Origin of the sequence: Candidatus Phaeomarinobacter ectocarpi (assembly GCF_000689395.1) — a bacterium.
Classification (GTDB): Bacteria; Pseudomonadota; Alphaproteobacteria; order CGMCC-115125; family CGMCC-115125; genus Pyruvatibacter; species Pyruvatibacter ectocarpi.
Window position 1 is genome coordinate 164,674 of the sequence record NZ_HG966617.1, and the last position, 25,938, is coordinate 190,611.

Here is a 25,938-nt window from a genome sequence, read left to right on the forward strand (position 1 = left end):
GGAGTCCCCTGCGTCAGGCCTGACAGGTTTGGCCAGCACGCATCTGCGTGCCAATCTTCCCGGCAAAACAGCGATGGGGAGGCAGGCATACTTATGACAAATCATGTGGAGAATAAGGTCATTGTGGTGACCGGCGCCGGCGGCGGCTTTGGTCGCTTGGTGGCGCTGAAGGCATCAGCGCGCGGTGCCAAAATGGTGTGTGCCGATATTGATGAAGCTGCACTGGCGGACACGGTGAAGCAGGTGACAGATGCCGGAGCAACCGCAACTGGCATCGCCGCGAATGTCGCTGACCTTGATCAGATGCGGGCGCTGGCGAAGCAGGCCGTTGATACCTACGGCGCCATCGATGTGATGATCAACAATGCGGGCACCATGCCGCTGGCCTTCTTCGCTGACCATGAAGTCGCTGCCGACCAGTGGTCACGCTGTATTGACGTCAATATCAAGGGCGTCCTCAACGGCATCTCGGCGGTCTATGACCAGATGATGGCGCAGGGCCGCGGCCACGTCATCAACCTATCGTCGATCTACGGCAATTTTCCGGTGCTTGGCTCCGGCGTGTATCAAGCCACCAAGACAGCTGTGAACTACCTCTCCGAGTCCCTGCGCGTCGAGGCACAGGGCAAGATCAAGGTCACCATCATCAAGCCGACAGGCGTGCCGGGCACAGCCCTTGGCACAGGCGTCGTCAATCCCGACGCGGTCGTTGGTATCCTCGGCCAGAATGCGCTGAGCTATGGCGAGACCATGGGCAAATATGCCGAAGGTCAGTTGTCCGCAGAGCAGGCGGACCCGCAAAGCGCGGAATATGCTGTGCTTGATCCTGGCTACATCGCAGATGCCATCGTCATGGCCATTGATCAGCCTTGGGGCGTGTCATTGGGTGACATCACCATCCGCGCAACCGGCGACGGCTACATACTCTAAAAAAACTCCGTACAGGGAACGAAAACATGCAGATAGACAGCAATACAGCTGCCGTGGTCACCGGCGGCGCATCGGGACTTGGCAAAGCCAGCGCGCAGGCGTTGGGGGATGCAGGCGTCAAGGTAGCGATCTTTGATCTCAACGAAGAAGCAGGCGAAGCGATGGCCAAATCCATCGGCGGCATCTTCTGCAAGGTTGATGTGACCGACGAAGACAGCGTCATTGCGGGGTTTGAAAAAGTCCGCGCCGCCCATGGTCAGGAACGCATCTGCGTCCACTGCGCCATGACATCCAAGGGCGGCAAGAAAACCGTCGGCCGCAACCGGGAAACCGGTGAGTTCATGCGCTTTCCGACGGAGGACTATGCCTACTCCATCAACGGCATTCTCGTGGCCAGCTACCGGGTGGCCTCCCTGTCTGCCTTGGGCATGGCGTCTCTTGAGCCCAACGAAGATGGCGAGCGCGGCGTCATCACGCTGACGGCGTCCGTCGCTGCACAGGACGCGCAAATGGGTCAGGTCGGCTACGGCTCCGGCAAGGCCGGTGTGAATGGTCTGGTGCTGCCCATGGCCCGCGACATGATGGATCTGGGCATTCGCGTGAATTCCATCATGCCCGGTATTTTTGCAACGCCGCCCATGCAGGCCGCGCCGCCGAAAGTGCTGCAAGGTCTGTCCGCCTCGGTGCCGTTCCCAAAACGTCTGGGCAACCCGCCTGAGTTTGCCAGCTTCGTAATGGAGCTGGTCCGCAACACCTACTTCAATGGACAGGCCATCCGTCTCGACGGCGGCATCCGCATGCCGCCGCGTTAAACCCGGTCAAGCGGCACATGCGGCGCGGGAGGCAGCGAGACGTCGATGCTGTCTCCCGGACGGACACTGCCGCCCAGCATCACAACACCCATCACGCCTGCTTTTCGGATCAGATGCCCGTCTGCATCCTTGTAAGCCACGCGTTTGAGCAGTCCCGGCCGGAACGCTTCGATCTGCTGGCAGGGATTGCGAAGACCGGTGAGGCTCACGAGGGTTGATGCGCCGATCTTCAGCGTCGTACCGGTCGGCAAGGACAGAATGTCGATGCCGCGCGTGGTGATGTTTTCGCCAAGGTCGCCACCGATGATGTCGAAGTCAGGCTGAAGCTCGTCGAAAAGCTCCGCATGCATGAGATGCACCTGCCTGAGATTGGGCTGGGTCGGGTCGGCTGCGACACGGGAGCGATGCCTGACCTGCGCGCCCTTGTGGCAGTCGCCTGCCACTCCGAGCCCGGCCACGAGCGTGATCTCGTCAACCGGCTGCTTTGAGAAAGCGTGGTCCGTACTGGTGTAAACACCGCAGACGCTGGCTGGTGCGGGCATCGTCATGATGGCGATTTGATCGCACATGGCGTGACGCGTCGCAAATCAGACCAGCCATGCGCAACACCGAAAGATCAGACTGTCGTGCTGCGCATGGTTTTTCTAAGAAGAGCTATCGCGGGTCAGCGGGGGAGGCGTCCAGTCGCCGCCCAGCACATCGTCACCCGGCCAGTAGATGCGCAGCAGGGTCTTGAAGTTGCCTTTAGGCGTCGGCACCCAGTTGGCGCCGTCCTCCGGTGCTGCGCGTGACAGGACGATATCGACACTGCCGTCTTCGTTGGTCATAGGTTTGTGCTGGCTGCCCAGGGAATACCGGTTGTGCGCGTTGGCCTCCAGATATCCCTCTTCGTCATACAAAGTGACAGACCAGAAGGCGGATGTGGGCGGCAGATCATCAGCTTCAAAGTGAAGCCGATAGATATTGTTGCCATTCAATGGTTCACCGTCTGCATCTAGCTGCGACACGGCATAGACCGCATCTTCCACAAGATTGGCCCCCAGGCCCCACATGGCCCAGTAGGCACGACGTCCATAGTCCGTACCCCAGGTTCCCATGCGCTCCACATTGAAGATCCATGAACCGTCCTGCTTGGTGCCTTCGTAGAACGCTTTGACATAGACCGCCTGCTTGGCGGCGGCACCGCTGGCCAGGGTTTCCTGTATTTGCGGGTCCAGATCTTCAAAAGCGATGGCGGCCTCTGGTGTCATGCCGATGGACGCAAGGAGGGCAACCATGTCTGCATCGTCAGCGGGCGAAGCGTTGTCGGCCCAGACATCCAGAAAACCATTGAAGTAGGCGTTCGCAGGCATCCGCAGGGAATAGGGGATGGGCTTGCCGACTTTGGTTGCTTCATAGGCGGGCACATAGTCAGCAAACGGATCATCGCCACCTTGAGCCTGTGCATATGTCATCAGCACATAGGCATCCTGAAGCTTGCCGACGGCTGCTGCATCCTGCGGTGAGTCCGCCTGAATGCGGCCCGTGATCCAGACCATGTTGGTCGGGCTGACAACTTTCTCATATCCCTCCGGCACGTCACCGGTCCAGGCTCTGTTCACCAGAAAATACTTCTGAGCATCCTGACCTGTGGTGCGCGAGCCAATGCTCTTGAACGTATTGGTCCAAGCGTCGATGAGCGGCATCACATAGTAGCGATCACCCATGTCTGGAATTTCAAACACAACCGGGCCCTTGCTGAGGTCAACCCAGCCAACGCTGTAGAGCGTATTGCGGTTGCCCAGAACCACAGCACGGTTCTGAGGCTGGGCAAGGCGTTTGAAATGGATGAAGTGATTGGGAACGGACCGCTCACGGAACGGGACCGTGAACATGACGTCCTGGCTCTTCTTCATCACCACCAAAGGGTAGGCGTAGTCAAAGATGGTCTCAGCCTGCGCCTGGGTCAAAGGCTGGGGTGTGGCAGGAGGCTCGGTTGCCTGCGCGGCGGGAGCTGCCAGAAAACTGACCAGAAGCAGACGGGTGGCGTGGCCGGCTAGGCGTTGGCGAAAAGTGCGCATGGTCTAATTCTCCACTGCGGGTGTTGATGTCACCGGCACCGGTGACGGCGTGGTGCTGATGATGGGCCACAGAAGCTGTTCTGCGATGCTTGTGTCCGGCAGGTTTTCGACGCCGATTTCTTCTGGGTACTGACGGGTGATCTTGGCGGTGCCGAACAGCACGTCCCAGAAGAACAGCAGGTTGCCGAAATTGCCCTTGTAGTTTGTGACACCATCCGCTGCGTGTTTGCCGTGGTGCGCACTATGCGTGGCGGGTGTGGAGATGGTCCGCTCGACCACCCACATGACCGGGGACAGCCAGTTGATCTTGTAGAGCGGGGCATCCCAGCGAACGTCTGAGTGCGCGCCATAGATGACCGTCATCTTGATGACGATGTACACCGCATAGACCCAGCCGCCGCCCATGAAGATGAGCGCGCCGGAGAGCCACAGACCTGGCATCAGCAGGTAGTAGAAGAGATTGTTCCGGTACACGATGCGGATCGACATGTAGGGTGCATTGTGGTGCGGCCGGTGCAGCTTGTAGAGCGCAGGCACCGAGTGCGACAACCGGTGCCACCAGTACTGGGTCATGTCGTCGAAAATCAGGAATAGCGCGAAGACCGCCAGGAACGGCCAATCCTTGAGAATGCCTGCGGCGTCGGGTGCAATGAAGGCAGCGACCACGGCCCCGCCCGCCAGAACAAATGGCTGGGTAAAGGCAGACAGAACGCCCGTGGATACGATTTCCACGATCGCGTCTCCGCGGTTCTGGCCGGGCTTTTTGAAAAAACCCGTGAAGAGGATTTCAAGAAGCACAAATCCGAGAAGGATGGCGACAATTGCGATGATTTCCGGCTGCATGGCGGGTCTCCCTAGCCTGGTTCTTATGACCTTGAGCCAATGGGTAGCATCGGAGATTGCCCTTAAATGTTAAGTAATTTACATTTTAATCATCATGCGAGACCTCCTTCAGTTCAACACTCGCCCGTTCATGGAAATGCTGGCGCCAGACATTGCTGATCGTGTGCGGAACGAGGCCACAGTTTCCAGGTTCACCAACGGACAATTGATCCAGAGCCGAGGCGACACGCGGTCTGGCCTGTCCATCATCAAGTCCGGGGCAGGACAGATGGGCGTCTTTGGCGAAGACGGCACCTTCGTGATGATGTCGGTGCTGGGTCCGGGCCAGACTTTCGGTGAAGTCACCCTGTTCACGGATATTCCCCGCACCCAGGATTTTGTTGCCATCGGCCCGACAGAAATCTACCAGCTGTCCGCTGCCCGTTTTCGGGCCCTGTGTGAGGATGAGCCGGGTCTGCTCGAAACCCTGCTGTCCATCACCCTCGCCCGCTCGCACTTTCTGCTCGACGTGCTGGATTCAATCCGCCGCCTGCCCCTGCGCGAGCGGGTGGCAAAGACCCTGTACTCAATGGACCTGACGGCAGGCCAGCACGGACACGTCCAGTGCCGGCAGGAAGATCTCGCGGACATGATCGGCATCTCCCGAGTCTCCCTCAGCAAGGCGCTGAAAGATCTCACGGCGCTCGGCCTCATCAAGCTGGGTTATGGAAGCATCTCGTTTCCCGACGTGGCAAAATTCCGCGACTGGGTGTCCCGCAACTGCAACGTGGCGATCGTCTCGTAGCATCGATGAAGCCTCTCATATGGATGCCGACTGTGGTCCCTAGCCAGAGATCCAGCCCATCAGGCCGAAGAAGAGCGGTGCGGGGGCCACAGCCAAGGCGACACTGACAAGAAACCCTCGAAACGGCATCAGCCGGCCAAGGCCGACGGTCAGCGCAATCCCGCCACCTCCACCGAGTACGACATTGCCGGGGGTATTGATCAGGACCGCAAGGGTCAGACCGCGAAAAGCAATGGCCCGGGAGACCCAGTGGGACAGTCCAGTCCGCCACCGGACACAGCTGCGGCGTCCGCTCGCCTGAGGGTCACTGCCATAGGCAACAAGCGCCTCAGCGGCGTGGGCAAGGCCCATTCTCCGCAGAAATGCTCCTGCGGCCGCGTCCGGTATCTGCCGCCCGACAAGGAAAGACAGGCACAAGGCCGCGACAGTTGCCAGGTACACGGGAGCAGCCAGATCAGCGCCGAAAAAGACCAGCAACATCAGTCCGACTTCGGCACCGGGCACGAAGGGGCAGGCCAGCAGTGCCACGTAAATCAAAAGGATCGCGAGGAGAAGCGGCAACGCAAGTCCATCGCGTGTGAGACCTGGAAGATCCAAGGCAGATGCCACGTGGCCCGCGAGGCCTTGCCCGCCAACGGCCAGGGCAAGGCACACCGCACCGGCGAGCAGGGCAATCCTGACGTTTCCAGCCGTCAGCGTCTCGGTCAGCCTGCTCATGCCTGTACCGGCCGGGATGCGCGTGTCGTGCGGATCAGGAGTTCTGCAAGCAGCAGATTCAACGCCCACGCGAGGACCATCATCACATCCCGCGCGGGTCCCAGAAGTTCTGCCCCCATCACTATGGCCCAGCCGATGCCAAGAACAGTCTGCGTAGAAGCGCCCTGACCGATCGCATAGGCACGAAGCATGGCGGCGCTGTGTCCGCGGACATTGCGTGACCTGACCGCGATGACAGCCCATACGATCAGACCGACCATCCACACACTGAGAAAAATCCGGGTCCAGTAGAGCAGCAGTCCCTGAAGCTCAGCGGGGAACATGAAGGCATGGGTCATCCAAAGACCGGTCGCGGCGCTGATACATCCAGCCGCCGCAACCACCCGGCCTACCGCGCGATGTACATCTGGATGGTGCCGCCGCACGCTTGGCAGGAATTGCAGCGCGCCTGCGAGGCAGAACAGAAAACTGCTCAATATGTGCAGCACCACGGGCAGGGGGGCAGCGAGGGCGCGCGGGTTGTCCGGCATGATGGTCACAACGCCTGCCAGATCAGCGATGCGCACCAGACCGCCAAATGTCGGCACAAAGGAATAGACAAGAATGAACCCAAGCAGGGTCCATTCGCGTGTGGTGATGGTCTTCATGGCACTCTCGGGTCACGACGCGTTTACAGGTAGAGAGCGGTATATCCATGCGTCAGCGAATGTTGCATTGCCGAAATTCGTCCATCTGCTATACGCCTATATATGAACTGGCAGGCAATATCCTTTGATTGGAACCAGATACGGGCTTTTCTGGCGACCGCCGAAGAGGGCTCCTTCAGTGGTGCAGCACGGGTGTTGAAAACAACGCAGCCAACCATCGGTCGGCAGATATCCGCCCTTGAAGACACGCTGGGGGTCACGCTCGTCGAGCGCAGCGTGCGGGGATTGACCCTCACGGAGGCGGGCCGCGACCTAATGGACCATGTCAGGGCCATGGGCGAGGCCGCGACGCTGATCTCGATGTCTGCTGATCGCCAGTCGCAGGACATCTCAGGTGATGTGACCATCACGGCAACCGATCTTTTTGGCGTCACCATCATGCCGGAGATACTTCTGCGGCTGCGCGAAACCGCTCCGGGCATCCGCATCCGTATCGTCGCGTCAAGCGAGATTCAGAATCTGATGCAGCGCGATGCGGATATCGCCGTGCGTCATGTTCGGCCGGACCAGCCCGAGCTGATTGCACGCCATGTCGGTGACTTTCGCGCAAGCCTCCATGCAGCGACGGCCTATCTCGACCGCGCCGGTCGCCCAAGCACGCCACGTGATCTCACGGAGCACGCGTTCATCAGTGACCTTGATACCGGGACCATGCTCGCCACGCTGCATAATCACGGACTGCCCTTCCAGGCGGAAAACTGTTTCTTCGCCAGCGACAGCGGCGCCGTGGTCTGGGAGATGTTCAAGGCGGGTTACGGTATGGCGCTGGTGCCCGGTGCCATGTGCGACATCACGCCGGGAATCGAAAAAGTATTCCCGGACCTGCCGTCCATCGACTTTCCTGTATGGCTGGTGACGCACCGGGAGCTTCGGACCAACCGGCGTATCAGGGTGGTGTTCGATCTGCTCGCCCGGGAATTGAAGGACAAGTTGCAGGTGTCTTGAGGTCCCGGTTACCCGTCACGTAAGGCAACTGTGGCGCGGGCTTGGCCAGGTCGTCCGCATTCGACAGTTGAACAACTCTGCAATCACCTGCACGGTCTGCTAGGTCTTCTCCATGCGCCTTTTGTGTTTGGGATCAGGAACAAGGCATCGACCCTGTGAGTGAAGCGGCAAAAAAATCTGACCGGAAACGGCTGCAGCCTGAAGAGCGCAAGGACATGCTGCTGGAATCTGCCGTTGCCTATCTGCGGGATCACGGCATTGCCACACTGACCATGGATCGCCTGGCGCAGAACGCAGGCGTCAGCAAACCGTTGATGTACAATTACTTCCCCAATCGCATGGCTCTGCTGAAAGCGGTGCTGGTGCGTGAGGTGAATATGCGTCGCGCGCGGGACGCACAAATTGCCAAGGAAGCCGAAACGCTGGAAGACCTGATCCGCATGGCGTCCCGCCATACGCTCGAGCACATTCAGGCGCGCGGCAACATTATCCAGCAATTGTTGCAGGAACCCGAAATCGCCCAGGTGATGACGGATATGCGCTCAGAGGCCCGCGGGGGATATGTTGACTACATCACCAAGAAGGCATGTGCGACCTATGATCTGCCACCGGACATTGCGAGGGTCGTGGTGCAGTTGCTCATGAACATGGGCACCAATGCCGGGGCACTGTTTGATCGCGAGAAGGGCGACATCGACCAGGCGCACGACATCCTTCTCACGCTGACAACCGGCGCCATTGAGGCTGCGGTCCGCAAATACGCAAAAAAGCCGCGCGCCTGATTAGGCCTGATTTTATGCATTCCAACGCTGTGCCCTGCACATGGCGCGCACGCCCTTGGCGCTGCGCGTTGGCTGACGGCTGAGTCGTTTTCCTTATTGACTATAATTATAATAACGATAGTCTCGCTGCGACGGATATCAAAAAGCCGCTGAAGAAAATCAATTGTCGCCGCATCTGTCCAAGCGCTGAAGGCGCGGACAGGCGGCCGATCTGGAGGAAAACACCTATGGATGAACGTCCGATTTCAGCAGACAGCCATGTCATTGAGGGCCCCGGCGTCTTTGCCGGTCTGGCGGACCGTTTTGGTGACGATGCGCCACGTATCGTCAGTGAAAAGGGCAAGGGAGATACCATCTTCATTCCCGCCAGGGGTGATGCGGGCGTCAACGTGGCGCGTATGGGCCTGGCGGCAACACGCCTTGATCGCAAGGAGCCGATCGGCCGCAAGCATGGCCACAAGCCCGACACCGGGACGATTGAAGACCCGGAAATCCAGGCCTACTTCACCGGCGGATACGCTGCGATGCGCCCCGGCCTGGTGGACGGCGCCAAGCGCGGTGATGATCAGGACATCGATGGTCTGGCGATAGAAATTCTCTATCCCGGCTACTTCTCCATGTTTGCCTATCGCAACACGGACCTGCTGATTGCACACCAGAAGAACTACAATGACTGGCTGTTTGATCACTGTGCCGCATCGAACGGACGACTGCATGGTCTTGCCGCTCTGCCGGTGCAGGACCCCGAGGCTGCTGTGGCTGAACTCGATCGGGTGATTGCCAAAGGCTACAAGGGCGTCGTCATTCCCAGCAACGCACCCAAAGGCACGCGCTACTGCGATGAAATCTACGATCCTATCTGGGCGCGCGCCGCAGAGGCAGGAATCCCGGTCTCCGTCCATGTGGGCTGCTTTTCGCACATCCCCAATTCCGTCAAGGAAGCCGCCGCACGCGACATGATCGCGGTCTATGCGGGCACAGCCTCCTTGATCCATGAAACCCTGATTGAATTCATGTGCCGAGGGGTTTGCCAGCGACACCCAACGCTGCAGATTGTGGTTGCCGAGTTCAATGCAGGCTGGGTCGGATACTGGCTGGATCGTGTGGACCAGGGCTGGCAGCGCGAAGCGGCGCAGAACCCGTCAGAATCGACCTATGAACCTGCCGCTGACATCTGGAAGCGACAGTTCTACGCCACCATCGAGGACGATCAGGCTGCAATCCTGACACGTGAGATGATTGGTGATGATCGACTGATGTGGGGATCAGATTATCCGCATACGGATTCGACCTGGCCACACTCCGCCGATGTGCTCAACGAGATGTTTGCCAATCACCCCGTCGATGCGCGCAACAAGATCACACGTGACAACGTCAAGGCGCTCTACAATCTGTAGGGCAGTTGCCACTGACGGATAAGAACCTGAAACAGCACACCACACCGGTCCGTCTCGAAGCAGGCGGGCCGGTGTCGCCGCTCTTAGTCTTTTACCGGGGAACCTGAATGTGAGTGATCCGTTTGCGGTGCCCGACTGTAGTGACCAGCCCAGAGCAACACGCCCCTCGGTCGAGACGCTTGATCTTCTTGCAAACCGCAGATCAACACTGGCCCGGCATCTGACAGCGCCTGGGCCCGGCAAGAGCGAGCTTGATGATCTCTTGCGCCTTGCCGCCCGCGTGCCGGACCATGGCAGGCTTGGCCCCTGGCGCTTCATCGTCTTCACCGGTGACGCGCGCGTACGATTTGGGGAGGAACTCGCCCGAATTGTCCAGAAGCAGGTGCCTGCAGCAGAGGAGAAACGGCTCGGCCTTGAAAGAGGCCGCCTGACCCGCGCGCCGGTTGTGGTGTGTGTCGTATCCAACGTCACCTATGGCCACAAGATACCGGTATGGGAACAGGAGCTATCGGCAGGTGCTGTCTGCCAGAATATGCTCATTGCTGCCCACGCCATGGGCTATGCAGGCCAATGGGTGACTGAATGGTGCAGCGCCAACCCGCTGGTGGACGCAGTTCTGGGGCTTGGTCGCAATGAGCGCATTGCCGGTTTCATCTATCTGGGAACTGCATCGGTCGAGCCGACCGAACGCCCCCGCCCTGACTGGCGTGATCGCACCAGCCACTTCTAGGGTACCGGGTTCAGTCGTAGATCACGATGCAGCGCACTTCGATGCTCCAGCGGTCCGGCGCGTCTTCGGCGGTATCATCATCATGAAACGCCGTGTGAAAACTGAACGTGCACGGGGCGTCCGGATCGGTGCCATCACCGGACCGGCCTTTGGTCTGGGCCAGCGGCCCGGCTGAATCCCATTGCTTGATGAGCAGCGCTTCGTCACGGGTCATCTGCGGGAAGTAATACATGCGGTGAGCGTCAGAGGCCTTGGCAAAATAGTTTTCGCCGATGCGGTCCTCGTAGTGGATTTCAAACACCACCAGATCATCCGGTGCCACCGTCTGGCTGTCGCACAGGGCCAGCGGGTGCGTGGCCACGGGCTCAGCCAGTATATTGCGCCAGACATTGATGATGGCAAACCGGCCACCCGGCGCGAGCGCCTTTTCAATGTCGGCGTCAGACAGCAGCGTTTCGCCGGAAGCAAGCACATCGCGCAGTGTGTCATTGATGCCAGGCGCCTGACCCAGCTGCCTCAGTCGATCTGGTGCCGATGTCAGAGTGTAGTCGCCATGAATGATGTGTGCCGGTTCCTGCACATTCTGACCACCGGACACAGCCTTGCCACTTTTATGTCCGCCGGCAGACCGCACATTATGATCAAAGGCCAGAGCCCGCGCGCCCGTCGCAGAGCGAACGATCTCCTCGCACTCCGCGTAGTAGCGGCTGAGCACATCGCGATGATCCATGAAATCCAGATCATGCGTGGCCAAGGGACGGTCCAGCAGCTCGAAGCCGTTGCGCTTGCAGGTGAACGCACCGGGATCGGCAAAGCGGGCGTTGTGAACAGTGAGCATGTGCTTGTCCACATCAACGCCCGTTGACCCTGCTGTGTTGCCATCGGTGGCACGCTGCATGAGCACCTTGCCATTGCGGTAAAGCGATGACTCAGCGGTGGGCTTCAGATAGTTGAACCGGCCACGCGTGGTGGGCGTGGGTTCATATGCGTGCTGGCTCATCTGCTGTGCTCCTTTTCATTGGCCTAACGTCAGGGGGCCCGAAAGTCAGGACGCCATGATTTCCTCTTCCATCTGGCCGAGGCGTTCCTTGCCGAAGAACATCTCCTTGCCGACATAAAAGGTGGGAATGCCGAAGGCTCCACGTTCGACCGCCGCAGACGTATTGTCCACAAGCTTCTGCTTCACGGCCGGGTCCTGTGTGCGAGCCAACAGGTCTGCGCCATCAAAACCCGCCTTGGTCATCGCCGCTGCATAAACCTCCGGGTCATCCATCTTGAGGCCCTCTTCCCACATATGGGCAACGCCCGCATCGACATATTCCATGAGCCGACCGTCCATCTCAGCTGCGATGGCGCCGCGCATCATCAAAAGTGTGATGACCGGGAAGTGCGGGTTCATGGCGAATTTGGAGAGGTTGTGCTTCTTGATAAAGCGCTGCATCTCCAGCCCGTCATAATCCAGTTTTCCCTTGATGCCGTTGAACGCCATCATCGGAGCCTGGTTGCCGGTCGCCTTGAAGATGCCGCCGAGCAGGCAGGGGATGTAGTTGAACGTTGCGCCGGTGCGCGCGGCGATCTCAGGCAGCACCTTGTGGCACATATAGGCATTCGGGCTGGCGAAATCGAAAATGAAATCTACGGTCTTGGTCATTGGTTTGTCCTTACCAGGTTTCTTTCCATGGGCGCATATCAAGCTCATGGGTCCATGCGGTGCGCGGCTGCTTGTGCAGCATCACATAATTCTGGGCGATGTGGTCTGGATTGAGGATCGCGTCTTCGTCACGCATCTGATCCACATTCGGGTACATCTCACGAATGAAATTAGAATCGATGGCTCCATCAATGATGGTGTGAGCCACATGAATGTTTTTTGGTCCCAGTTCGCGCGCCATGCTTTGCGCCAGAGCCCGAAGCGCATGTTTGGCACCTGAAAAGGCTGACAGTGTTTCGCGTCCGCGGACGCTGGCTGTGGCGCCCGTGAAAATGATCGTTCCGCGCTCGCGTTCCATCATGCGTTTGGCCACTTCGCGCCCCATCAGGAAACCGGCGAAACACGCCATTTCCCAGACCTTGCGGTACACCCGCGCGGTGGTGTCAGCAATCGGGAAACTGACATTGGCGCCGATGTTGAAGACGGCGACCTCTAGCGGTCCTATTTCTTTTTCAATCCGGTCAACCAGAGCAACCATCTCATCTTCGTCGCGGGCGTCTGCAGGCATGGCAACCGCTTCATGCCCTTCATCGCGAATGCTCTGCGCCAGCTCCTCAAGCGCTGCTGCATGGCGGTCACGGCGAACCACGCAGGAGACCATGCCCTCTCGCGCAAACGCGCGGGCAATGGCGCTACCAGTGTCGTCCCCGGCGCCAATGATGAGGCAGGATTTCTTGTCAGCCATTCTATGTCCTCCCACCCGCTGAGGGATGCGGGTCATTTGGTTGTTTTTCTATACTAAATATGCTTAGTTGCAAATAACAACCTTTTTCTGCGAGACAAGTGTTTCCAAGATCAGGAAAGCCCGATGACCCACAAGCACACCCACACCTGCGCCATTGCCGGCATGTTGAATATATTTGGGGACCACTGGACATGGCTCGTCGTGCGCGAAGCGTTTTACGGCGCCACGCGGTTCAAGGATTTTCAGCGCAACACCGGCATTTCAAGGAATCTTCTGGCAGACCGCCTGTCAGTGCTTGTGGATGAAGGTATTTTCAAGAAAACCGACATCGGCACACAGGGCACGCGCTTTGCCTATGAGCTGACTGATAAGGGCCGGTCGCTGCAACCTGTCCTGGCGGCCATGACCCTGTGGGGAAATGAGCACGTTTTTGGTGCGGGCAATGAGCCGGTGGTGATGGTGGATCAAAAGACAGGACAGCGGGTGGAAGCCCTGCATCCGGTCAACGCCAAGGGACGAAAAGTCCTGCCGGAAAATGTTGTCGCGATGCCGGGGCCGGGGGCCAGCAAGGCGACGATCCGACGGCTTGAGGAAGCAGCCGCGCTGGATGTGAGCTGATCGTCAGTAATGTGTCGGCCCGGCGCAGGGCGCCGGACCGACAGAGTGTTTAGCGGACGACGACGTCCAGATTGCTGTCGACAACGAAAATCGCGTCGCAATATCCCAGATTGTTTTCCAGCACCCAGACATGGCCCTGATACGTCATCTGAACAAAACGGGCGCCTGCCGCGATCGTTTTGTAGAACTTCCGCTTGCCCTGCTGGTCAATCCAGTAGAGGTCTGTGGATCTGTTGGTTGGCGTGTTCACCACCACAAGCTGCCGCGCATTGCTGGAGCTTGAGGACTTGAGACCCGCTGTGTTGCAAAGGGGGGCAGCTGCTGCCGGCACGGTAATGGCTGCGGATGCAGCAAGGAGACCTGCGAGCACAAGCGCGCGTTTGAAAATAGCCATTGAGTTTCTTTCTTTTTGATTCTGCCAAACCGGCAATTCGACACCAAACCACTTCGGCCACATCAGGTCACGCTGCAATTTGTAGGTATGCTGATAATTTTCTGCGACCAGCCGACAAGACCTGCTGCCGGTGCAGGTTCGAGCTAGTTTTGGGTGCCGCGTAGATGCTGTTTCAGCACGGTCAACAGCACATCGGCATAGCTGAACAAAACGTCAGTATTCGGAGCAGTGCGTGCATAAGACCAAAGGCCCTGAACTGAAACTGTTGTGAAGCCGGCAAGAGCGGAGATTTCATCGTCACTGAGCAGGCCATGAGACGCGTTCTCATGGGTGAAGACCTTGGTAAAGCCGGCCGTCAGGCGCCTGTTGTGTGCTTCAAGCCTGTCCCGGGTCTCTGTGTCGTCGGGGTCAAGCTGCGCCAGGGTGTTTGCGACCAGACAGCCAAGGACCGGCTGATCAGACTCCGCCACCGAGCGCAACTGCCTCTCGATGTAATTTCGGATGTCTTCCAGCCTGGCACCATCCGCCTCGACCTGCCCGAAAGCGGGCGTGACATAGAGCTCCTGGTAGCGCTCAAGACAGGCATGGAACAGCGCCTGCTTGCCGGAAAAATCACTGTAGATACTGCCGCGGCTGACCCCTGTCTCGCGCACGAGATCGCCCATGGAAATGACGTGATAACCGGCCTTCCAGAACTGGGTGAGGGCGCTGTCGACCAGGGTGGTGCGCGAATGGGACTTGGCTCGGGGCATGTTCTCTGTTGTAGTGGAACGATCATTCCAATACAACCATCTCCCCAACAACACAGATTCAGTCACCGTTTCAAGGGACACGCATCATGGCCGACAGCTTTCGCGACAAGAAGAAGTTTCAGACCGTTCACGGCAAGCAGATGGCCTATATCGAAGAAGGCGAGGGTGATCCCATCGTCTTCCTCCACGGCAATCCCACATCGTCCTATCTGTGGCGCAACATCATGCCGTATCTCGCGGGCAAGGGCCGCCTGATAGCGCCTGACCTCATCGGCATGGGGGACTCAGACAAACTCGATGACAGCGGCCCTGACCGCTACACATATGTGGAGCACCGCAAATACCTGTTTGCCCTGCTGGAACAGCTGGGTGTCACAAGCAATGTCACCCTGGTAATCCACGACTGGGGCTCCGGTCTTGGATTTCACTGGGGGCATAAAAACCCGTCCGCTGTCAAAGGCATTGCCTTCATGGAGGCCATTGTCGCGCCGATTCCCAAATGGGATCAGTTTCCTGAAGGCGCGCGCGAGATTTTTCAGGGCTTCAGGTCGCCGGCCGGTGAAGACATGGTGCTGGAGCAAAACATGTTCGTGGAAGGCGTGCTCCCCACATCCATACTCCGTACCATGACAGACGAAGAAATGGACGAATATCGCCGCCCCTTTGCTGAGGCCGGTGAGGGCCGCCGCCCAACACTCACATGGCCGCGCCAGATCCCCATCGAAGGCGAGCCCGCGGACGTTGTTGAGATCGTCAGTAGTTATGGCGCATGGCTGGCTGAAACACAGATTCCCAAACTGTTTGTGAATGCTGAGCCTGGCGCACTGATCGCCGGTCCCGTCCGCGATCTGGTTCGGACCTGGCCAAACCTCACCGAAGTCACCGTGGCCGGATCACATTTCATTCAGGAAGACTCCCCTGATGAGATCGGCAAGGCGGTCGCTGACTGGCACGCCAAGCTCTGAAAAGGCGGGGACTTGGGAACTCTCAAATTTTTCTGGGCGTGCCCATGGAACAATCAGCCGACCCTCGGGTTATGTCCCTTCTGAACATAAAACAGGCACTTTGAAGCCGGAGGGGTTTCCGTTCGGCGCTGCGACTTGACACGAGTACGCTGGCAGCGCACGACATCAATATGCATTCTTCAAACGAGCAGATTGCTTTTTTCAATGAGACGGGCGACGGCGCAGAAGTGCGCCCGCCTTACCGTGAATTGCTGTCGTGGATTGAAGCTCAGGGCCCCGACGCCCTGTCGCTGAAAAACCGTGAAGCGGAAACGCTGTTTCGCAAAATCGGCATCACCTTTGCCGTTTACGGCGAAGGCGGCAGCCCGGAACGGCTCATTCCATTTGATATTGTCCCCCGCATCTTTACAGCGTCTGAATGGGGACTCCTGAGCCAGGGTGTGAAGCAGCGCGCCCGCGCGCTCAACATGTTCCTCAAGGACGTCTATCACCGCGGCGACATTATCCGCGCAGGGATTATTCCAGCCGACCTTGTGTATCTCAATGAGTCCTACGAGCCCGCCGTCGTCGGCATCACGCCGCCGCGCAGCGTCTATAGCCATATCGTAGGTACGGACATTGTCCGCGTCGGCGCCAATGAGTTCTACGTGCTGGAGGACAACTGCCGCACGCCATCCGGTGTCTCCTATATGCTGGAGAACCGCGAAATCATGATGCGCATGTTCCCGGATCTGTTTTCCGGACGCCGCATCATGCCGGTGGATGATTATCCCAACCTGCTGCACAAGACCCTGTCATCGGTGGCGCCCCACAAATGTGAGGGCGACCCGGTTGTGGTGGTCCTGTCGCCTGGCTCATTTAACAGTGCCTATTACGAGCACTCCTTTCTGGCCGACCAGATGGGCGTTGATATCGTTGAGGGCAAGGATTTGTACGTAGACGGAGAATTCGTCTACATGCGCACCACCCAGGGCCCGCGCCGTGTGGATGTCATCTACCGCCGCCTTGATGATCCTTACATTGATCCGTTGTGCTTTCGGCCGGACTCGCTTTTGGGTGTGCCCGGGCTGATGAATGTCTACCGCTCGGGCGGCGTTGCCATCTGCAGCGCGCCGGGCGCCGGTGTGGCCGACGATAAGGCCATTTACATCTACGTGCCTGAAATGATCCGCTTTTATCTGGGCGAGGAACCCATCCTCAAAAACGTGCCCACATGGAAGTGCGGTGACCCAAGCGAATGCGCGTATGTGCTGGAAAACATCAAGGACCTTGTCGTCAAGGAAGTGCACGGGTCCGGTGGCTACGGCATGTTGATCGGGCCGCGCGCGACGGCTGCGGAGATTGAAGCCTATATCGCCCGCATCAAGGCCAAACCAAGTAACTTCATCGCCCAGCCGACGCTGGCCCTTTCAACCTGCCCGACTTTCGTCCAGCAGGAAATTGCCCCCCGGCACGTGGATTTCAGACCGTTCTGTCTTGTCGGCAGCGGCATCCATCTGCCCGCTGGTGGCCTCACCCGCGTCGCCCTCAACAAGGGATCGCTGGTCGTCAATTCAAGCCAGGGCGGCGGTGTCAAAGACACCTGGGTCCTGGCAGATTAATCGGTGATGACATGTTAAGCCGCACGGCTGAGAACATATTCTGGATTGCCCGTCTGACGGAGCGTGCCGAAAACATGGCGCGTATGCTGGAGATGGGATATCGCATGGCGATGATGCCGGCGTCCGGTGCCGGGCACCGCAACGAGTGGCGGTCGATCATCGCCGCTGCGGGACGCAAGGCGGATTTTGACGCCAACTATGACGCAACCAACCAGCGCATGGTGTGCGACTACCTGATTTTCGACGAGGACAATCCCTCAAGCATCGTCAATTGCGTACGTACAGCGCGGGAAAACGCGCGTGCCGTGCGCACAGCTTTGACGACCGAAATGTGGGTCGCCCTCAACGAAACCTGGATTGAGCTGCGCGATATGAGCCCGGCTCAGATGGCGGCTGGTGGCCTGCCCACCTTCCTGGACTGGGTGAAGGGTCGCACCGGTCAGTTCCGAGGCGCCACGGATTCATCCATGCTGCGCAGCGATGGTTATGACTTCCTGAGGACAGGGTCGTTCGTGGAGCGCGCCGACAATACGGCACGCCTGCTGGACGTGAAATATTACGTGTTGCTGCCTGAGTCGGAGAGCGTGGGCGGCGGCATCGACAATTACCAGTGGACAACAGTGCTGCGTGCGCTGTCGTCCCACCGGGCATTCCACCATACCTACCGGTCTGACTATACGCCCTGGAGCATCGCGGATTTCTTGATCCTCAACCGACAGTGCCCCCGGTCGCTGCTGTATTGCTACAGCCAGGTGGGCGAGCATCTCACCCAGCTCTCCCGACGGTATGGCACGCGCTCGAAGAGCCTGAGCCTCACCAACAACGTGATCGCCAGACTTGCAGACAATGTAGCGGACGACATTTTTGAAGTCGGCCTGCACGAATTTCTGACCGACTTTATTCGTCAAAATGCGGAATTGTCTGAAACCATGACTGAAGACTTTCATTTCGGGTGGAGCTAGTCGATGCGTCTGAAAATCGAACACCGCACCCGCTATGCCTTTTCAGAGCCCGTGCGCTTTGTCGTCCAGAGCCTGAAGCTGACACCAAGCCGCCACGAAGGCCAGAAGCCGGTCAACTGGTCTGTCACCGCAGAAGGCTGCCAGATCACAGCCGGGTTCACCGACGGGTACGGGGACGAGATTTTGACACTCACCTGCCCGGAGCCGCGCACGGAAGTCGACGTGCTGGTCAGCGGTGAAGTCATTACAAAAGACACCTCCGGCGTTCTGCGCGGCCACGCCGAGCAGATCAAGCCGCGCGCCTTTTTGCGCGCAACAGACCTGACCGAGCCTGACAGCAACATTCGCGATCTGGCGATGAGCGTGGCCGCAAGTCAGGGCGCTGACGAAACCGGTCAGCCCGGCACCCTCGACCTGGCCCATGCACTTGTGGCTGGTGTGGCGGATGCCATTGCCTACACCCCTGGTACCACCCACGCGCAAACCAGGGCGGCTGAAGCGTTGGAAGCCGGGCACGGGGTCTGCCAGGACCATGCCCATGTGATGATTTCAGCGGCCCGTGTGCTTGGCCTTCCGGCCCGCTACGTCAGTGGATATCTGTTCACCGACGCCAATGGGGAGACCCATGAGGCGGCCCATGGGTGGGCGGAGATCGCCCTCGATGGCCTGGGGTGGGTCGGTTTTGACGTCTCGAACCGCTGCTGTCCCACCGATGGATATATTCGGTTGGGATCAGGGCTGGACGCGCGCGACGCAGCTCCCCTAAAAGGTGTACATTCCGGCCTCGCGGATGAGGACATGGATGTGACCCTGTCCGTACAGGAAGCCCAGCAACAATAAAGTTCAGCGGGCTTTGGAGGATACCGAATCATGACGTATTGCGTCGGCCTGATGGTAGATCAGGGCCTCGTATTTCTGTCTGACACCCGCACCAATGCGGGCATCGACAACATTGCCCGCTTCCGAAAGATGTTCACCTGGGAAGTCCCCGGCGAGCGGAGCCTGGTGCTGATGACGGCAGGCAACCTGGCCACCTCTCAGGCTGTGGTGAGCATGCTGGAGGAAGGCATAGAGGCAGGCACATCCGAAGAAGCAGCCGCAATGCTTGGGGACAATGCGCTCCCATCATTGCTGAAGGCCCCCAATATGTTCCGCAGCGCTGAGATTGTCGGTGAAGCGATGGTCGCTGTGCAAAAGCGTTTCCGCAAATCGCTTGACCAGATGAACGAAGCCGGTGGCTCGACGATGATCCTTGGTGGTCAGCGCAAGGGCGGCACACCGCGCCTGTTTTTGGTTTACCCCGAGGGAAACTGCATCGAGGCGACGGAAGACACGCCGTTCCTGCAAATCGGTGAGCACAAATACGGCAAGCCCATTCTGGACCGGGTCATCGCCAGGGACACACCCCTGGAAGAAGCCCGGAAGGCGGCTTTGCTGTCGATGGACTCAACTCTGCGCAGTAACCTGTCGGTCGGAATGCCGCTGGACCTTGCTGTCCTGCCAACGGATACCTGCACGCTCTCAGAGCGCCGCCGCATCGAAGCGGACGACGAGGATTTTCACACGCTCAGTGAGAACTGGTCAGCGGCCCTCAAGGACGCTTTCCACGGCATTCTGTAGGACGCCGCCAGTCATCGAGGATCGCACACCTTCCACCACCTGCCGCGCCAGCAGGTGAAGGTGATCATCCGTCTGTGCAAGGCGCGCCTCTGATTTGTCCGCACTGTTGAACGCCACGCCAAACGGCGTGGGTGATCCGCGCAACGCGTGGGTGATGTCGCGTAACATGCCAAGGGTCGTGACGGCGCCCTGCATGCCTGCACCCGCAGCAACCAGCCCGACAGATCGGCCATCGAAATAGGGGCGCGTGTCCTTGCTGAGGTCTTCCACATAGTCGAGCGCGTTTTTCAGCAGCCCCGAGACAGACCCATGATAGCCGGGCGAGCCGATGATAATGCCGTCTGCACGGCGCAGCGCCTCTACCAGAGCTACAGCCTGCGGTGTGCGGCCAGGATTCTCGGGGCATAGAACGGCATCTCAAGCGCCGGGCCCGCGAGCATCAATGTGTCAGCGCCCATGCGTGAAGCATGGGCAAGGGCGGCTTCAACGGCTAGCTGCGTCGAAGACCCATGCCGCAAAGTGCCGCCAAGTCCGACAATCAGAGGAGCGCAATCAGCCATCAGTCGTCAGACGGCGACATAGGCACCGTCCAGCGGCAGGGCGGCACCATTCACATAGGCCGCTTTGTCGCTACACAGCCATGCACACAATTCGCCAACTTCGCTTGGCTCTGCCATGCGCTTGGCCGGAATATTGTCGATGAGCGGGGCAAGCACTTCCGGTGTTGTATCAAGGACGTTTTGAACGAGCTGTGTTTTGACAGCACCGGGACACACCGCATTGATGCGAATGCCCTGGGCCGCATACTCAGCTGCCGCGCTCTTGGTCATGCCGACAACACCATGCTTGGCGGCGGCATATTGTACGATCTGAGCACCGCCGATCAGCCCCATGATGGACGCAATATTGATGATGACGCCGCTGCCCGATGATTCCATATGCGCCAGCTGATGCTTCATGCACAAAAAGACACCACGCAGATTGACGGAAATGACCTCGTCAAAATCCTCCGTCTTTGTTTCGGAGAAGGAGCAAAGCGCGCCTTCAATGCCCGCATTGTTGATGGCGAAATCAACGCTGCCAAAGCGGCCAACTGCATCGTCGAAGGCTTGCGACACGCTTTTTTCGTCGCGGACATCGCCCTGTGTGCAGGCGACACTGCGGCCTTCCGCGGTGAGATCTTTTTCGATCTGGTCAGCCGCATCACCATTGAGATCAAACCCCGTGACGTTTGCGCCATAGCCCGCAAACACGCGTGCCGTTGCCGCGCCGATGCCAGAGCCGATGCCAGTGATGAAGACTGTTTTTCTACTGAGGTCCATGGTCCGTTCTTTCCAATGTCCGCGCCTTACCGACGTCTCGCTGGTGTGCATTGCTAGTGGAATTCAATTGGCATCTTGCCCAGCACGCGGAAGAAGGACTCCGACCAGGCGCAATCGTCATACTGAATTTCTGCCTTCGGCAAGCGAGACACAAAGGCATGAAAGGCCCGGCTGGCCTCCATGCGTGCGAGCTGGTTGCCAAGGCAGGTGTGGGCGCCGCCGCCAAATGAGGCGTGGCTGATGCCCTGCCGGGTGATGTCCATGGTGTCAGGATCATCATGAACGCGCGGGTCATGATTGGCAGCCCCGAGCATCATCCAGAGAACCGCATTTTCCGGCAGCGTCTTGCCGCCAACTTCATAGGGCTCCGTCAGAACACGCCAGTTGAACAGTACCGGCGTGTCATATCGCAGGCATTCCTCAACCGTGTTCTTTGCAAGGTCCGGGTTCTGTTTCAGCAGCTCTGCCTGGTCCGGATTCTCGATCAGTGCCTTGGTGCCGTTACCAATCAGGCCGATGGTCGTTTCAAACCCGGCAATCAGCAGCCCGATGGCCTGAATGGCCAGCTCAACGTCACCCAGCCGGTCGCCTTTTTCCTCAGACTGAATCAGATTTGTCAGCAGGTCCTCACGCGGGTTGGCGCGGCGCAGTTTGATCTGCGCCTCGAAATAGTCCGCCATCTGCTCGCCCGCCTGCCGCGTATGTTCAACCACATCTTCCGGCAGGAAGCGGGCAAAGAACGCGTTGGTGCGTGCCGCCGTCCACACAGTGAACTGATCAATATCCTCTTCCGGCAGCCCCATGATCCGGCAGATCATGCGGGAAGGAATGCGCAGGGCAAAATCCTCAACCACTTCCATGCCGCCCTGCTTGAGGGCCGTATGCATGGCCTCGTCCACAACCCGGTCAATCTCACCTTCGATGTGCTTGAGAGCCTTTGGGGTGAAAGCCCCCAGAACCAGACGGCGCAGGCGCGCATGCTCGGGACCATCCATGTTGAGCATAAAGTCACGGAAGCTGCCGCGACGGTCCTGGTCGTCCATATTCGGGGAGGACCCATCTGCCAGCGTCTGGCTCGTGGGTGCATTGCGGAACACGTCCACCACATCCGCGTGGCGCGAGATGCGCCAGGGACCAACAGGTGTTTCGTTGACGGGATCTTTTTCCCGCAACTGGTTCATGGCTGGATACGGATCATCCCGGAAGCTGGGCGCAAAGGGGTTTGCCCCGGCCCATCCATCATCTTCGACCTCGGGTGTTGGGGCGCCGGTCATTTTGCACCTCCCGCGACTTTAAAGACGTCATAGATGACTTTGCCCGAGCCAAACTCGCGCATGCAGCCAATAAACACATGGCGGCCAAGCCATGCGTGCTTTTCAGAGTCGGTTTGAAAATAGGGCGTCGAGTAGAAGTACATGGCGTCGCCGGGAATTGTGCCGCCGGCCTGAATCGTCTCGATCTGCTCCGGCGTCATGTCGCCGATGCCGTTGTAGTGGCAATAGGCGTGTGAGCCGTCGTCCAGTAGGACAGAGAAACGAACATCCAAGTACCAGACACCATTTGGCATGATGGTGATCCAGTCCCCCGCAGGGGAAACGCTGGACCCCTTGATATCTGGCCCGTGCATATCGATGCTGGTCACGTTCCAGACCATCTGGGTGCCCACATTGTGCACCGGGGTCGCAACAGCATCCCATGTAAACGCGTATTCAAGTTTTGGCGCTACGGCCCCTACAGGCGCACCTGATCCATCGGCTCCCATATCCACTCCCCTTGAGCTTTGTGTGGTCTTGTTGAGGGGAGTGTCGGAGATTTACCGGTCGGCAAACCTACCCATTTGGGTGGGCTTTAGGGGGAGAGGTCAAAAAACTGGGCTGCTTTGGCAGCAGCTGTGCGGTTTTTGACGTTCAGCTTGGCAAAAAGATTCTTCAGGTGCCACGCAACCGTGTTGGGGGTAATGCCGTTCTCGGCGGCGATCTGTTTGTTGGTCTTGCCGGCCGCAAGCGCTGCCAGAAGCGTCCGCTCCCGGCGTGTCAGGTCCTCCACCGGTTCAATCGCCTCCTGCGCATGAGCAAACTCAAGCTTCACCGAGAAGAGCGCGGCGAGCTCGCCCAGATAGCCATCATCGATGGGCGGCAGATTGCCCGCCCGTCCTTGCGCGATGCGTCTTAGCGTATCGCGCATGAGGGTTTCGCAGCCCCATAGCTGATCCAGGAAGAGGCGCAGATAGCGGCCTGGTGCGGCACGGGAAATCGCCTTTGCCAGCTGGCGTGTGGCCCGATCATCCTTACCGGCCTGGTGCAGCGCGCGCACATCCAGCAGCAGGAACCGGATCAGGGCACCGGTTCGCCCGGAGGCTTCCGCCTCCACCAGAAACGGCGTGAGCAGACTTCGGGCCTGTTCAATGTCGCCTTCCAGCGTCAGCAACAGCGCCTTCGCACGTACAAAGTGACTGCGGGAGCGCGGCCAGATGCGATGGGAAATGGGTGTGTCGTTGGCCGTGATGCGATCGAGGTCCTCAACCACGTCTGCGGCCTGCGCCAGCCGCCCCATGGATGCCAGACAGTTCACCCGTTCCGCCAGCGCATGAACCAGCAAACGCCGGTGACCTTCCTGATGGCCGACAATTTCCGCCTGCGCCAGGACACCCAAAGCTGCGATGGCGCCATCGCGTGCCCGTGCATGACGTGCCTTGGTCAGGTAGTAGGCGATCAGGGCGTCAATCACCGAAGAGCCGGTCTCAACGCCTTCGGCCTGTTCAAGGCTTGCCTCGGCCTGTGGCAGTTCATTGCGCTCATACTCTATCTCCGCAATGAAGGCATGCGGCATCGGGAAATCCGATTTGAAATGCATGGCTGCGAGAAGCGAGATCGACATGAACGTGGCGCGCGCCGCATCGAGGTCGCCGGAAATGTTCTCGCCGACCCCCTTGAGGACTGCGGCATAGATGGCACCCAGATAGTTCTGCGACTGGGTTTGCAGTTCCGATGCAAACTCCGCAAGCCGTGACGCGCGATCAAGACTGCCGGAGAAAATCTGCGCATAGATCACAACGTCCAGCAGGATGCCCTGATGGAACGGCGACAGATGCTCAAGACCGGAAAGATCAATATCGCTGAGATAGGCAATGGCCTCTGCATCATCGGCCACATAAAGGATCGCGCATTCCAGCAGGAACGCCTCCAGCTCAAACGGGTCCTTGGGCAGCAGGAGCGGCGCGCTGGACCGGATGTCCGGCACCTCGATTGTCGCCAGAACCTCGTTTGCTTTACCGACCTGTCGCCGCAGCAGCAATGTCCAGCCCAGCGCAATGCGCAACTCGGCACGCCCGGCCAGAGTGTCCGCCGGAAGCATGTTGATCCAGGCGCCAAGCTGACCTACCCGATAAAAACTCAGGAATGCCCGCCATATGTTTTCAAGGGCATCCGCCGTTTCTTCCCACATCTCCGCTTGAATGCCGTGGCGCACCGCGTGTTCGTGGAGGTCATGTGCCAGAAACCACCGGTGGGCCCGCTCATGGCGGTGCTTGGCGGTCTGCGGGTCCGTCTTGAAGTGCTGCTTCAGAAAATCGCTGAACAGATGGTGATAGCGGTACCAGCCCGCCTCTTCATCAACCGGCTGCAGGAACAGGTTAAGCCGTACAAGTTCTTCCAGCTTCGCTTTGCTGCCCGTGCTTTCAGTCACCTGGTCGCACAATTCAGGCACCAGCAGATCCAGGTCCGCAGTATCACGCAGGAAATCTCGCGCGCTCTGCGAGAGATCGCCGATCACATCATGGGCCAGAAACTCCATGACGTCGGTGTTGCCCGCCTTGAAGTTTTCAATGAACTGATCAGCGGAGCCCGATTTCGACGTGACAATGGCGGCCACTTGCAGGCCAATGGCCCAGCCATCTGTATACCGATGAATGGTGTTGAGTTGCTCCTCATCCAGTGTCAGCCCATAGCCTGCTTTGAGAAAGTCGCGCGCTTCATCAATGCTGAAGCGCAGGTCGCCGGTGCGCACCTCAATCACCTGGTCCCGCACCTTGAGGGAGGCAATGTTGAGATTGGGAACCGTCCGGCTTGCCACGACCAGGCAGAAGTTGGGCGGGGCGCCGTGCAACAACTGCTCGAGTATTTCGTTGGTCTCGGCTGTTTCTGCGCGATGAAAATCATCCAGAAAAAGCGTGATCTCGCCTTCCAGTTGACGAATGTCGTGCAGCAGACCGCTCACCATCATGTCCTGCGAGGTACTGGCAAGCTGGTTAAGGCTTTCCGGGGACAGGCTGTCCGCACCCGCTTTGGCCGCGGCGATGCCGGTGGCAAGGGAACTGAGAAAAACCTGCGCCGTCTGGTCGTTTTCCTCCAGCGACACCCAGGCAACTGTCTCATCCTGGGCGGCCAGTTCCCGGCACCGGTGCGCCAGCAGATTGGTCTTGCCATAGCCTGCGGGGGCCAGCGTGAGGGTCAAAAGATGCCGCTGGCGGCCTTCGATTGCTTTTGTGAGGTCCGGGCGCGGCACAACATAGCCACGCGGAAGCGGCGGCTGAAAACGCGCAGAATTCAAGAACAATGACACCCAAGGCTCCCCAAGCGACCCTGATCGCAGACCCCCCAATC

29 protein-coding genes are annotated in these 25,938 nt (G+C 59.0%); 13 read left to right on the forward strand and 16 right to left on the reverse strand.

The features are described 5' to 3' along the window. Window positions 1–93: 93 nt before the first annotated feature. The gene (locus BN1012_RS00775) at window positions 94–930 is read left to right on the forward strand and encodes an SDR family oxidoreductase (RefSeq protein WP_043948121.1); all 837 of its coding nucleotides are present in this window, start codon (window positions 94–96) and stop codon (window positions 928–930) included. Between the two features lie 26 nt (window positions 931–956). Then, complete coding sequence (locus tag BN1012_RS00780; RefSeq protein ID WP_043948122.1) at window positions 957–1,742, forward strand: SDR family oxidoreductase; 786 nt, start codon at window positions 957–959, stop codon at window positions 1,740–1,742. Here BN1012_RS00780 and BN1012_RS00785 read toward each other — a convergent pair. The 3 genes from BN1012_RS00785 to BN1012_RS00795 form a co-directional block, all read right to left on the reverse strand. Further along, on the reverse strand, window positions 1,739–2,290 hold the full coding sequence (locus tag BN1012_RS00785) for an MOSC domain-containing protein (protein ID WP_043950454.1): 552 nt from the start codon (window positions 2,288–2,290) through the stop codon (window positions 1,739–1,741). The genes BN1012_RS00780 and BN1012_RS00785 overlap by 4 nt on opposite strands. Window positions 2,291–2,386: 96 nt before the next feature. Further along, window positions 2,387–3,802, reverse strand: coding sequence for a DUF1254 domain-containing protein (locus BN1012_RS00790; protein ID WP_043948123.1), 1,416 nt, complete (start codon window positions 3,800–3,802; stop codon window positions 2,387–2,389). Window positions 3,803–3,805: 3 nt separating this feature from the next. Continuing rightward, complete coding sequence (locus BN1012_RS00795; protein WP_043948124.1) at window positions 3,806–4,645, reverse strand: sterol desaturase family protein; 840 nt, start codon at window positions 4,643–4,645, stop codon at window positions 3,806–3,808. A gap of 94 nt (window positions 4,646–4,739) precedes the next feature. Here BN1012_RS00795 and BN1012_RS00800 point away from each other — a divergent pair, with 94 nt between their 5' ends. Then, window positions 4,740–5,429 carry a Crp/Fnr family transcriptional regulator gene (locus tag BN1012_RS00800; protein WP_043948125.1) on the forward strand — a complete coding sequence of 230 codons (690 nt, stop codon included), beginning with the start codon at window positions 4,740–4,742 and terminating at the stop codon, window positions 5,427–5,429. 39 nt (window positions 5,430–5,468) lie between these two features. Here BN1012_RS00800 and BN1012_RS00805 read toward each other — a convergent pair whose 3' ends face one another. Further along, the gene (locus BN1012_RS00805; protein WP_052534279.1) at window positions 5,469–6,146 is read right to left on the reverse strand and encodes a hypothetical protein; all 678 of its coding nucleotides are present in this window, start codon (window positions 6,144–6,146) and stop codon (window positions 5,469–5,471) included. Continuing rightward, a complete protein-coding gene (locus tag BN1012_RS00810; RefSeq protein WP_043948126.1) occupies window positions 6,143–6,793 on the reverse strand; it encodes a DUF2306 domain-containing protein in 651 nt (216 codons plus the stop codon). Before BN1012_RS00810 ends, BN1012_RS00805 begins: the two co-directional genes overlap by 4 nt. Window positions 6,794–6,895: 102 nt before the next feature. On the opposite strand from BN1012_RS00810, the gene BN1012_RS00815 reads away from it, so the two are divergent. The 4 genes from BN1012_RS00815 (at window position 6,896) to BN1012_RS00830 (ending at window position 10,707) form a co-directional block, all read left to right on the forward strand. After that, window positions 6,896–7,798, forward strand: a complete 903-nt coding sequence (locus BN1012_RS00815) for a LysR family transcriptional regulator (protein WP_043948127.1) — start codon at window positions 6,896–6,898, stop codon at window positions 7,796–7,798. A gap of 155 nt (window positions 7,799–7,953) precedes the next feature. After that, the gene (locus tag BN1012_RS00820; protein ID WP_043948128.1) at window positions 7,954–8,580 is read left to right on the forward strand and encodes a TetR/AcrR family transcriptional regulator; all 627 of its coding nucleotides are present in this window, start codon (window positions 7,954–7,956) and stop codon (window positions 8,578–8,580) included. Window positions 8,581–8,807: 227 nt separating this feature from the next. Continuing rightward, window positions 8,808–9,977 carry an amidohydrolase family protein gene (locus tag BN1012_RS00825; protein WP_043948129.1) on the forward strand — a complete coding sequence of 390 codons (1,170 nt, stop codon included), beginning with the start codon at window positions 8,808–8,810 and terminating at the stop codon, window positions 9,975–9,977. A 109-nt stretch (window positions 9,978–10,086) separates the two neighbouring features. Further along, window positions 10,087–10,707 carry a nitroreductase family protein gene (locus BN1012_RS00830; RefSeq protein ID WP_244442924.1) on the forward strand — a complete coding sequence of 207 codons (621 nt, stop codon included), beginning with the start codon at window positions 10,087–10,089 and terminating at the stop codon, window positions 10,705–10,707. 10 nt (window positions 10,708–10,717) lie between these two features. Here BN1012_RS00830 and BN1012_RS00835 read toward each other — a convergent pair whose 3' ends face one another. Genes BN1012_RS00835 through BN1012_RS00845 form a run of 3 tightly spaced genes read right to left on the reverse strand, consistent with a single transcriptional unit; the run spans window position 10,718 to window position 13,103 of the window. Beyond that, on the reverse strand, window positions 10,718–11,707 hold the full coding sequence (locus tag BN1012_RS00835) for a CmcJ/NvfI family oxidoreductase (RefSeq protein WP_043948130.1): 990 nt from the start codon (window positions 11,705–11,707) through the stop codon (window positions 10,718–10,720). 45 nt (window positions 11,708–11,752) lie between these two features. Then, window positions 11,753–12,358: a 2-hydroxychromene-2-carboxylate isomerase gene (locus tag BN1012_RS00840; protein ID WP_043948131.1), complete on the reverse strand. Its 606-nt coding sequence runs from the start codon at window positions 12,356–12,358 to the stop codon at window positions 11,753–11,755. Window positions 12,359–12,368: 10 nt separating this feature from the next. Further along, window positions 12,369–13,103, reverse strand: coding sequence for an SDR family oxidoreductase (locus BN1012_RS00845; RefSeq protein ID WP_043948132.1), 735 nt, complete (start codon window positions 13,101–13,103; stop codon window positions 12,369–12,371). A gap of 123 nt (window positions 13,104–13,226) precedes the next feature. On the opposite strand from BN1012_RS00845, the gene BN1012_RS00850 reads away from it, so the two are divergent. Beyond that, window positions 13,227–13,721, forward strand: a complete 495-nt coding sequence (locus BN1012_RS00850; protein ID WP_043948133.1) for a winged helix-turn-helix transcriptional regulator — start codon at window positions 13,227–13,229, stop codon at window positions 13,719–13,721. A 49-nt stretch (window positions 13,722–13,770) separates the two neighbouring features. Here BN1012_RS00850 and BN1012_RS00855 read toward each other — a convergent pair whose 3' ends face one another. Further along, window positions 13,771–14,115, reverse strand: a complete 345-nt coding sequence (locus BN1012_RS00855; protein ID WP_171815879.1) for a hypothetical protein — start codon at window positions 14,113–14,115, stop codon at window positions 13,771–13,773. Between the two features lie 143 nt (window positions 14,116–14,258). After that, window positions 14,259–14,867 carry a TetR/AcrR family transcriptional regulator gene (locus BN1012_RS00860; protein WP_043948135.1) on the reverse strand — a complete coding sequence of 203 codons (609 nt, stop codon included), beginning with the start codon at window positions 14,865–14,867 and terminating at the stop codon, window positions 14,259–14,261. An 86-nt stretch (window positions 14,868–14,953) separates the two neighbouring features. Here BN1012_RS00860 and BN1012_RS00865 point away from each other — a divergent pair, with 86 nt between their 5' ends. The 5 genes from BN1012_RS00865 (at window position 14,954) to BN1012_RS00885 (ending at window position 20,015) form a co-directional block, all read left to right on the forward strand. Continuing rightward, window positions 14,954–15,832, forward strand: coding sequence for a haloalkane dehalogenase (locus BN1012_RS00865; RefSeq protein WP_043948136.1), 879 nt, complete (start codon window positions 14,954–14,956; stop codon window positions 15,830–15,832). A 170-nt stretch (window positions 15,833–16,002) separates the two neighbouring features. Then, the gene (locus BN1012_RS00870) at window positions 16,003–17,433 is read left to right on the forward strand and encodes a circularly permuted type 2 ATP-grasp protein (protein ID WP_043948137.1); all 1,431 of its coding nucleotides are present in this window, start codon (window positions 16,003–16,005) and stop codon (window positions 17,431–17,433) included. An 11-nt stretch (window positions 17,434–17,444) separates the two neighbouring features. After that, window positions 17,445–18,395: an alpha-E domain-containing protein gene (locus BN1012_RS00875; RefSeq protein ID WP_043948138.1), complete on the forward strand. Its 951-nt coding sequence runs from the start codon at window positions 17,445–17,447 to the stop codon at window positions 18,393–18,395. 3 nt (window positions 18,396–18,398) lie between these two features. Further along, window positions 18,399–19,235 carry a transglutaminase family protein gene (locus tag BN1012_RS00880; RefSeq protein ID WP_043948139.1) on the forward strand — a complete coding sequence of 279 codons (837 nt, stop codon included), beginning with the start codon at window positions 18,399–18,401 and terminating at the stop codon, window positions 19,233–19,235. A gap of 30 nt (window positions 19,236–19,265) precedes the next feature. Next, window positions 19,266–20,015: a proteasome-type protease gene (locus BN1012_RS00885; protein ID WP_043948140.1), complete on the forward strand. Its 750-nt coding sequence runs from the start codon at window positions 19,266–19,268 to the stop codon at window positions 20,013–20,015. Here BN1012_RS00885 and BN1012_RS17290 read toward each other — a convergent pair. The 6 genes from BN1012_RS17290 to BN1012_RS00910 form a co-directional block, all read right to left on the reverse strand. Then, entirely contained in the window at window positions 19,977–20,381 is a 405-nt protein-coding gene (locus BN1012_RS17290) for an NAD(P)H-dependent oxidoreductase (protein WP_197538353.1), read from the reverse strand. The genes BN1012_RS00885 and BN1012_RS17290 overlap by 39 nt on opposite strands. A gap of 2 nt (window positions 20,382–20,383) precedes the next feature. Continuing rightward, window positions 20,384–20,575, reverse strand: coding sequence for a hypothetical protein (locus tag BN1012_RS17690; RefSeq protein WP_063958474.1), 192 nt, complete (start codon window positions 20,573–20,575; stop codon window positions 20,384–20,386). Between the two features lie 6 nt (window positions 20,576–20,581). Then, a complete protein-coding gene (locus BN1012_RS00895) occupies window positions 20,582–21,388 on the reverse strand; it encodes a glucose 1-dehydrogenase (RefSeq protein WP_052534282.1) in 807 nt (268 codons plus the stop codon). Between the two features lie 2 nt (window positions 21,389–21,390). Next, window positions 21,391–22,611: a cytochrome P450 gene (locus BN1012_RS00900; RefSeq protein WP_043948141.1), complete on the reverse strand. Its 1,221-nt coding sequence runs from the start codon at window positions 22,609–22,611 to the stop codon at window positions 21,391–21,393. Then, window positions 22,608–23,099, reverse strand: coding sequence for a DUF3237 domain-containing protein (locus BN1012_RS00905; protein ID WP_043948142.1), 492 nt, complete (start codon window positions 23,097–23,099; stop codon window positions 22,608–22,610). Before BN1012_RS00905 ends, BN1012_RS00900 begins: the two co-directional genes overlap by 4 nt. A gap of 86 nt (window positions 23,100–23,185) precedes the next feature. Continuing rightward, complete coding sequence (locus BN1012_RS00910; RefSeq protein ID WP_145973371.1) at window positions 23,186–25,885, reverse strand: winged helix-turn-helix domain-containing protein; 2,700 nt, start codon at window positions 25,883–25,885, stop codon at window positions 23,186–23,188. Window positions 25,886–25,938: the final 53 nt, after the last annotated feature.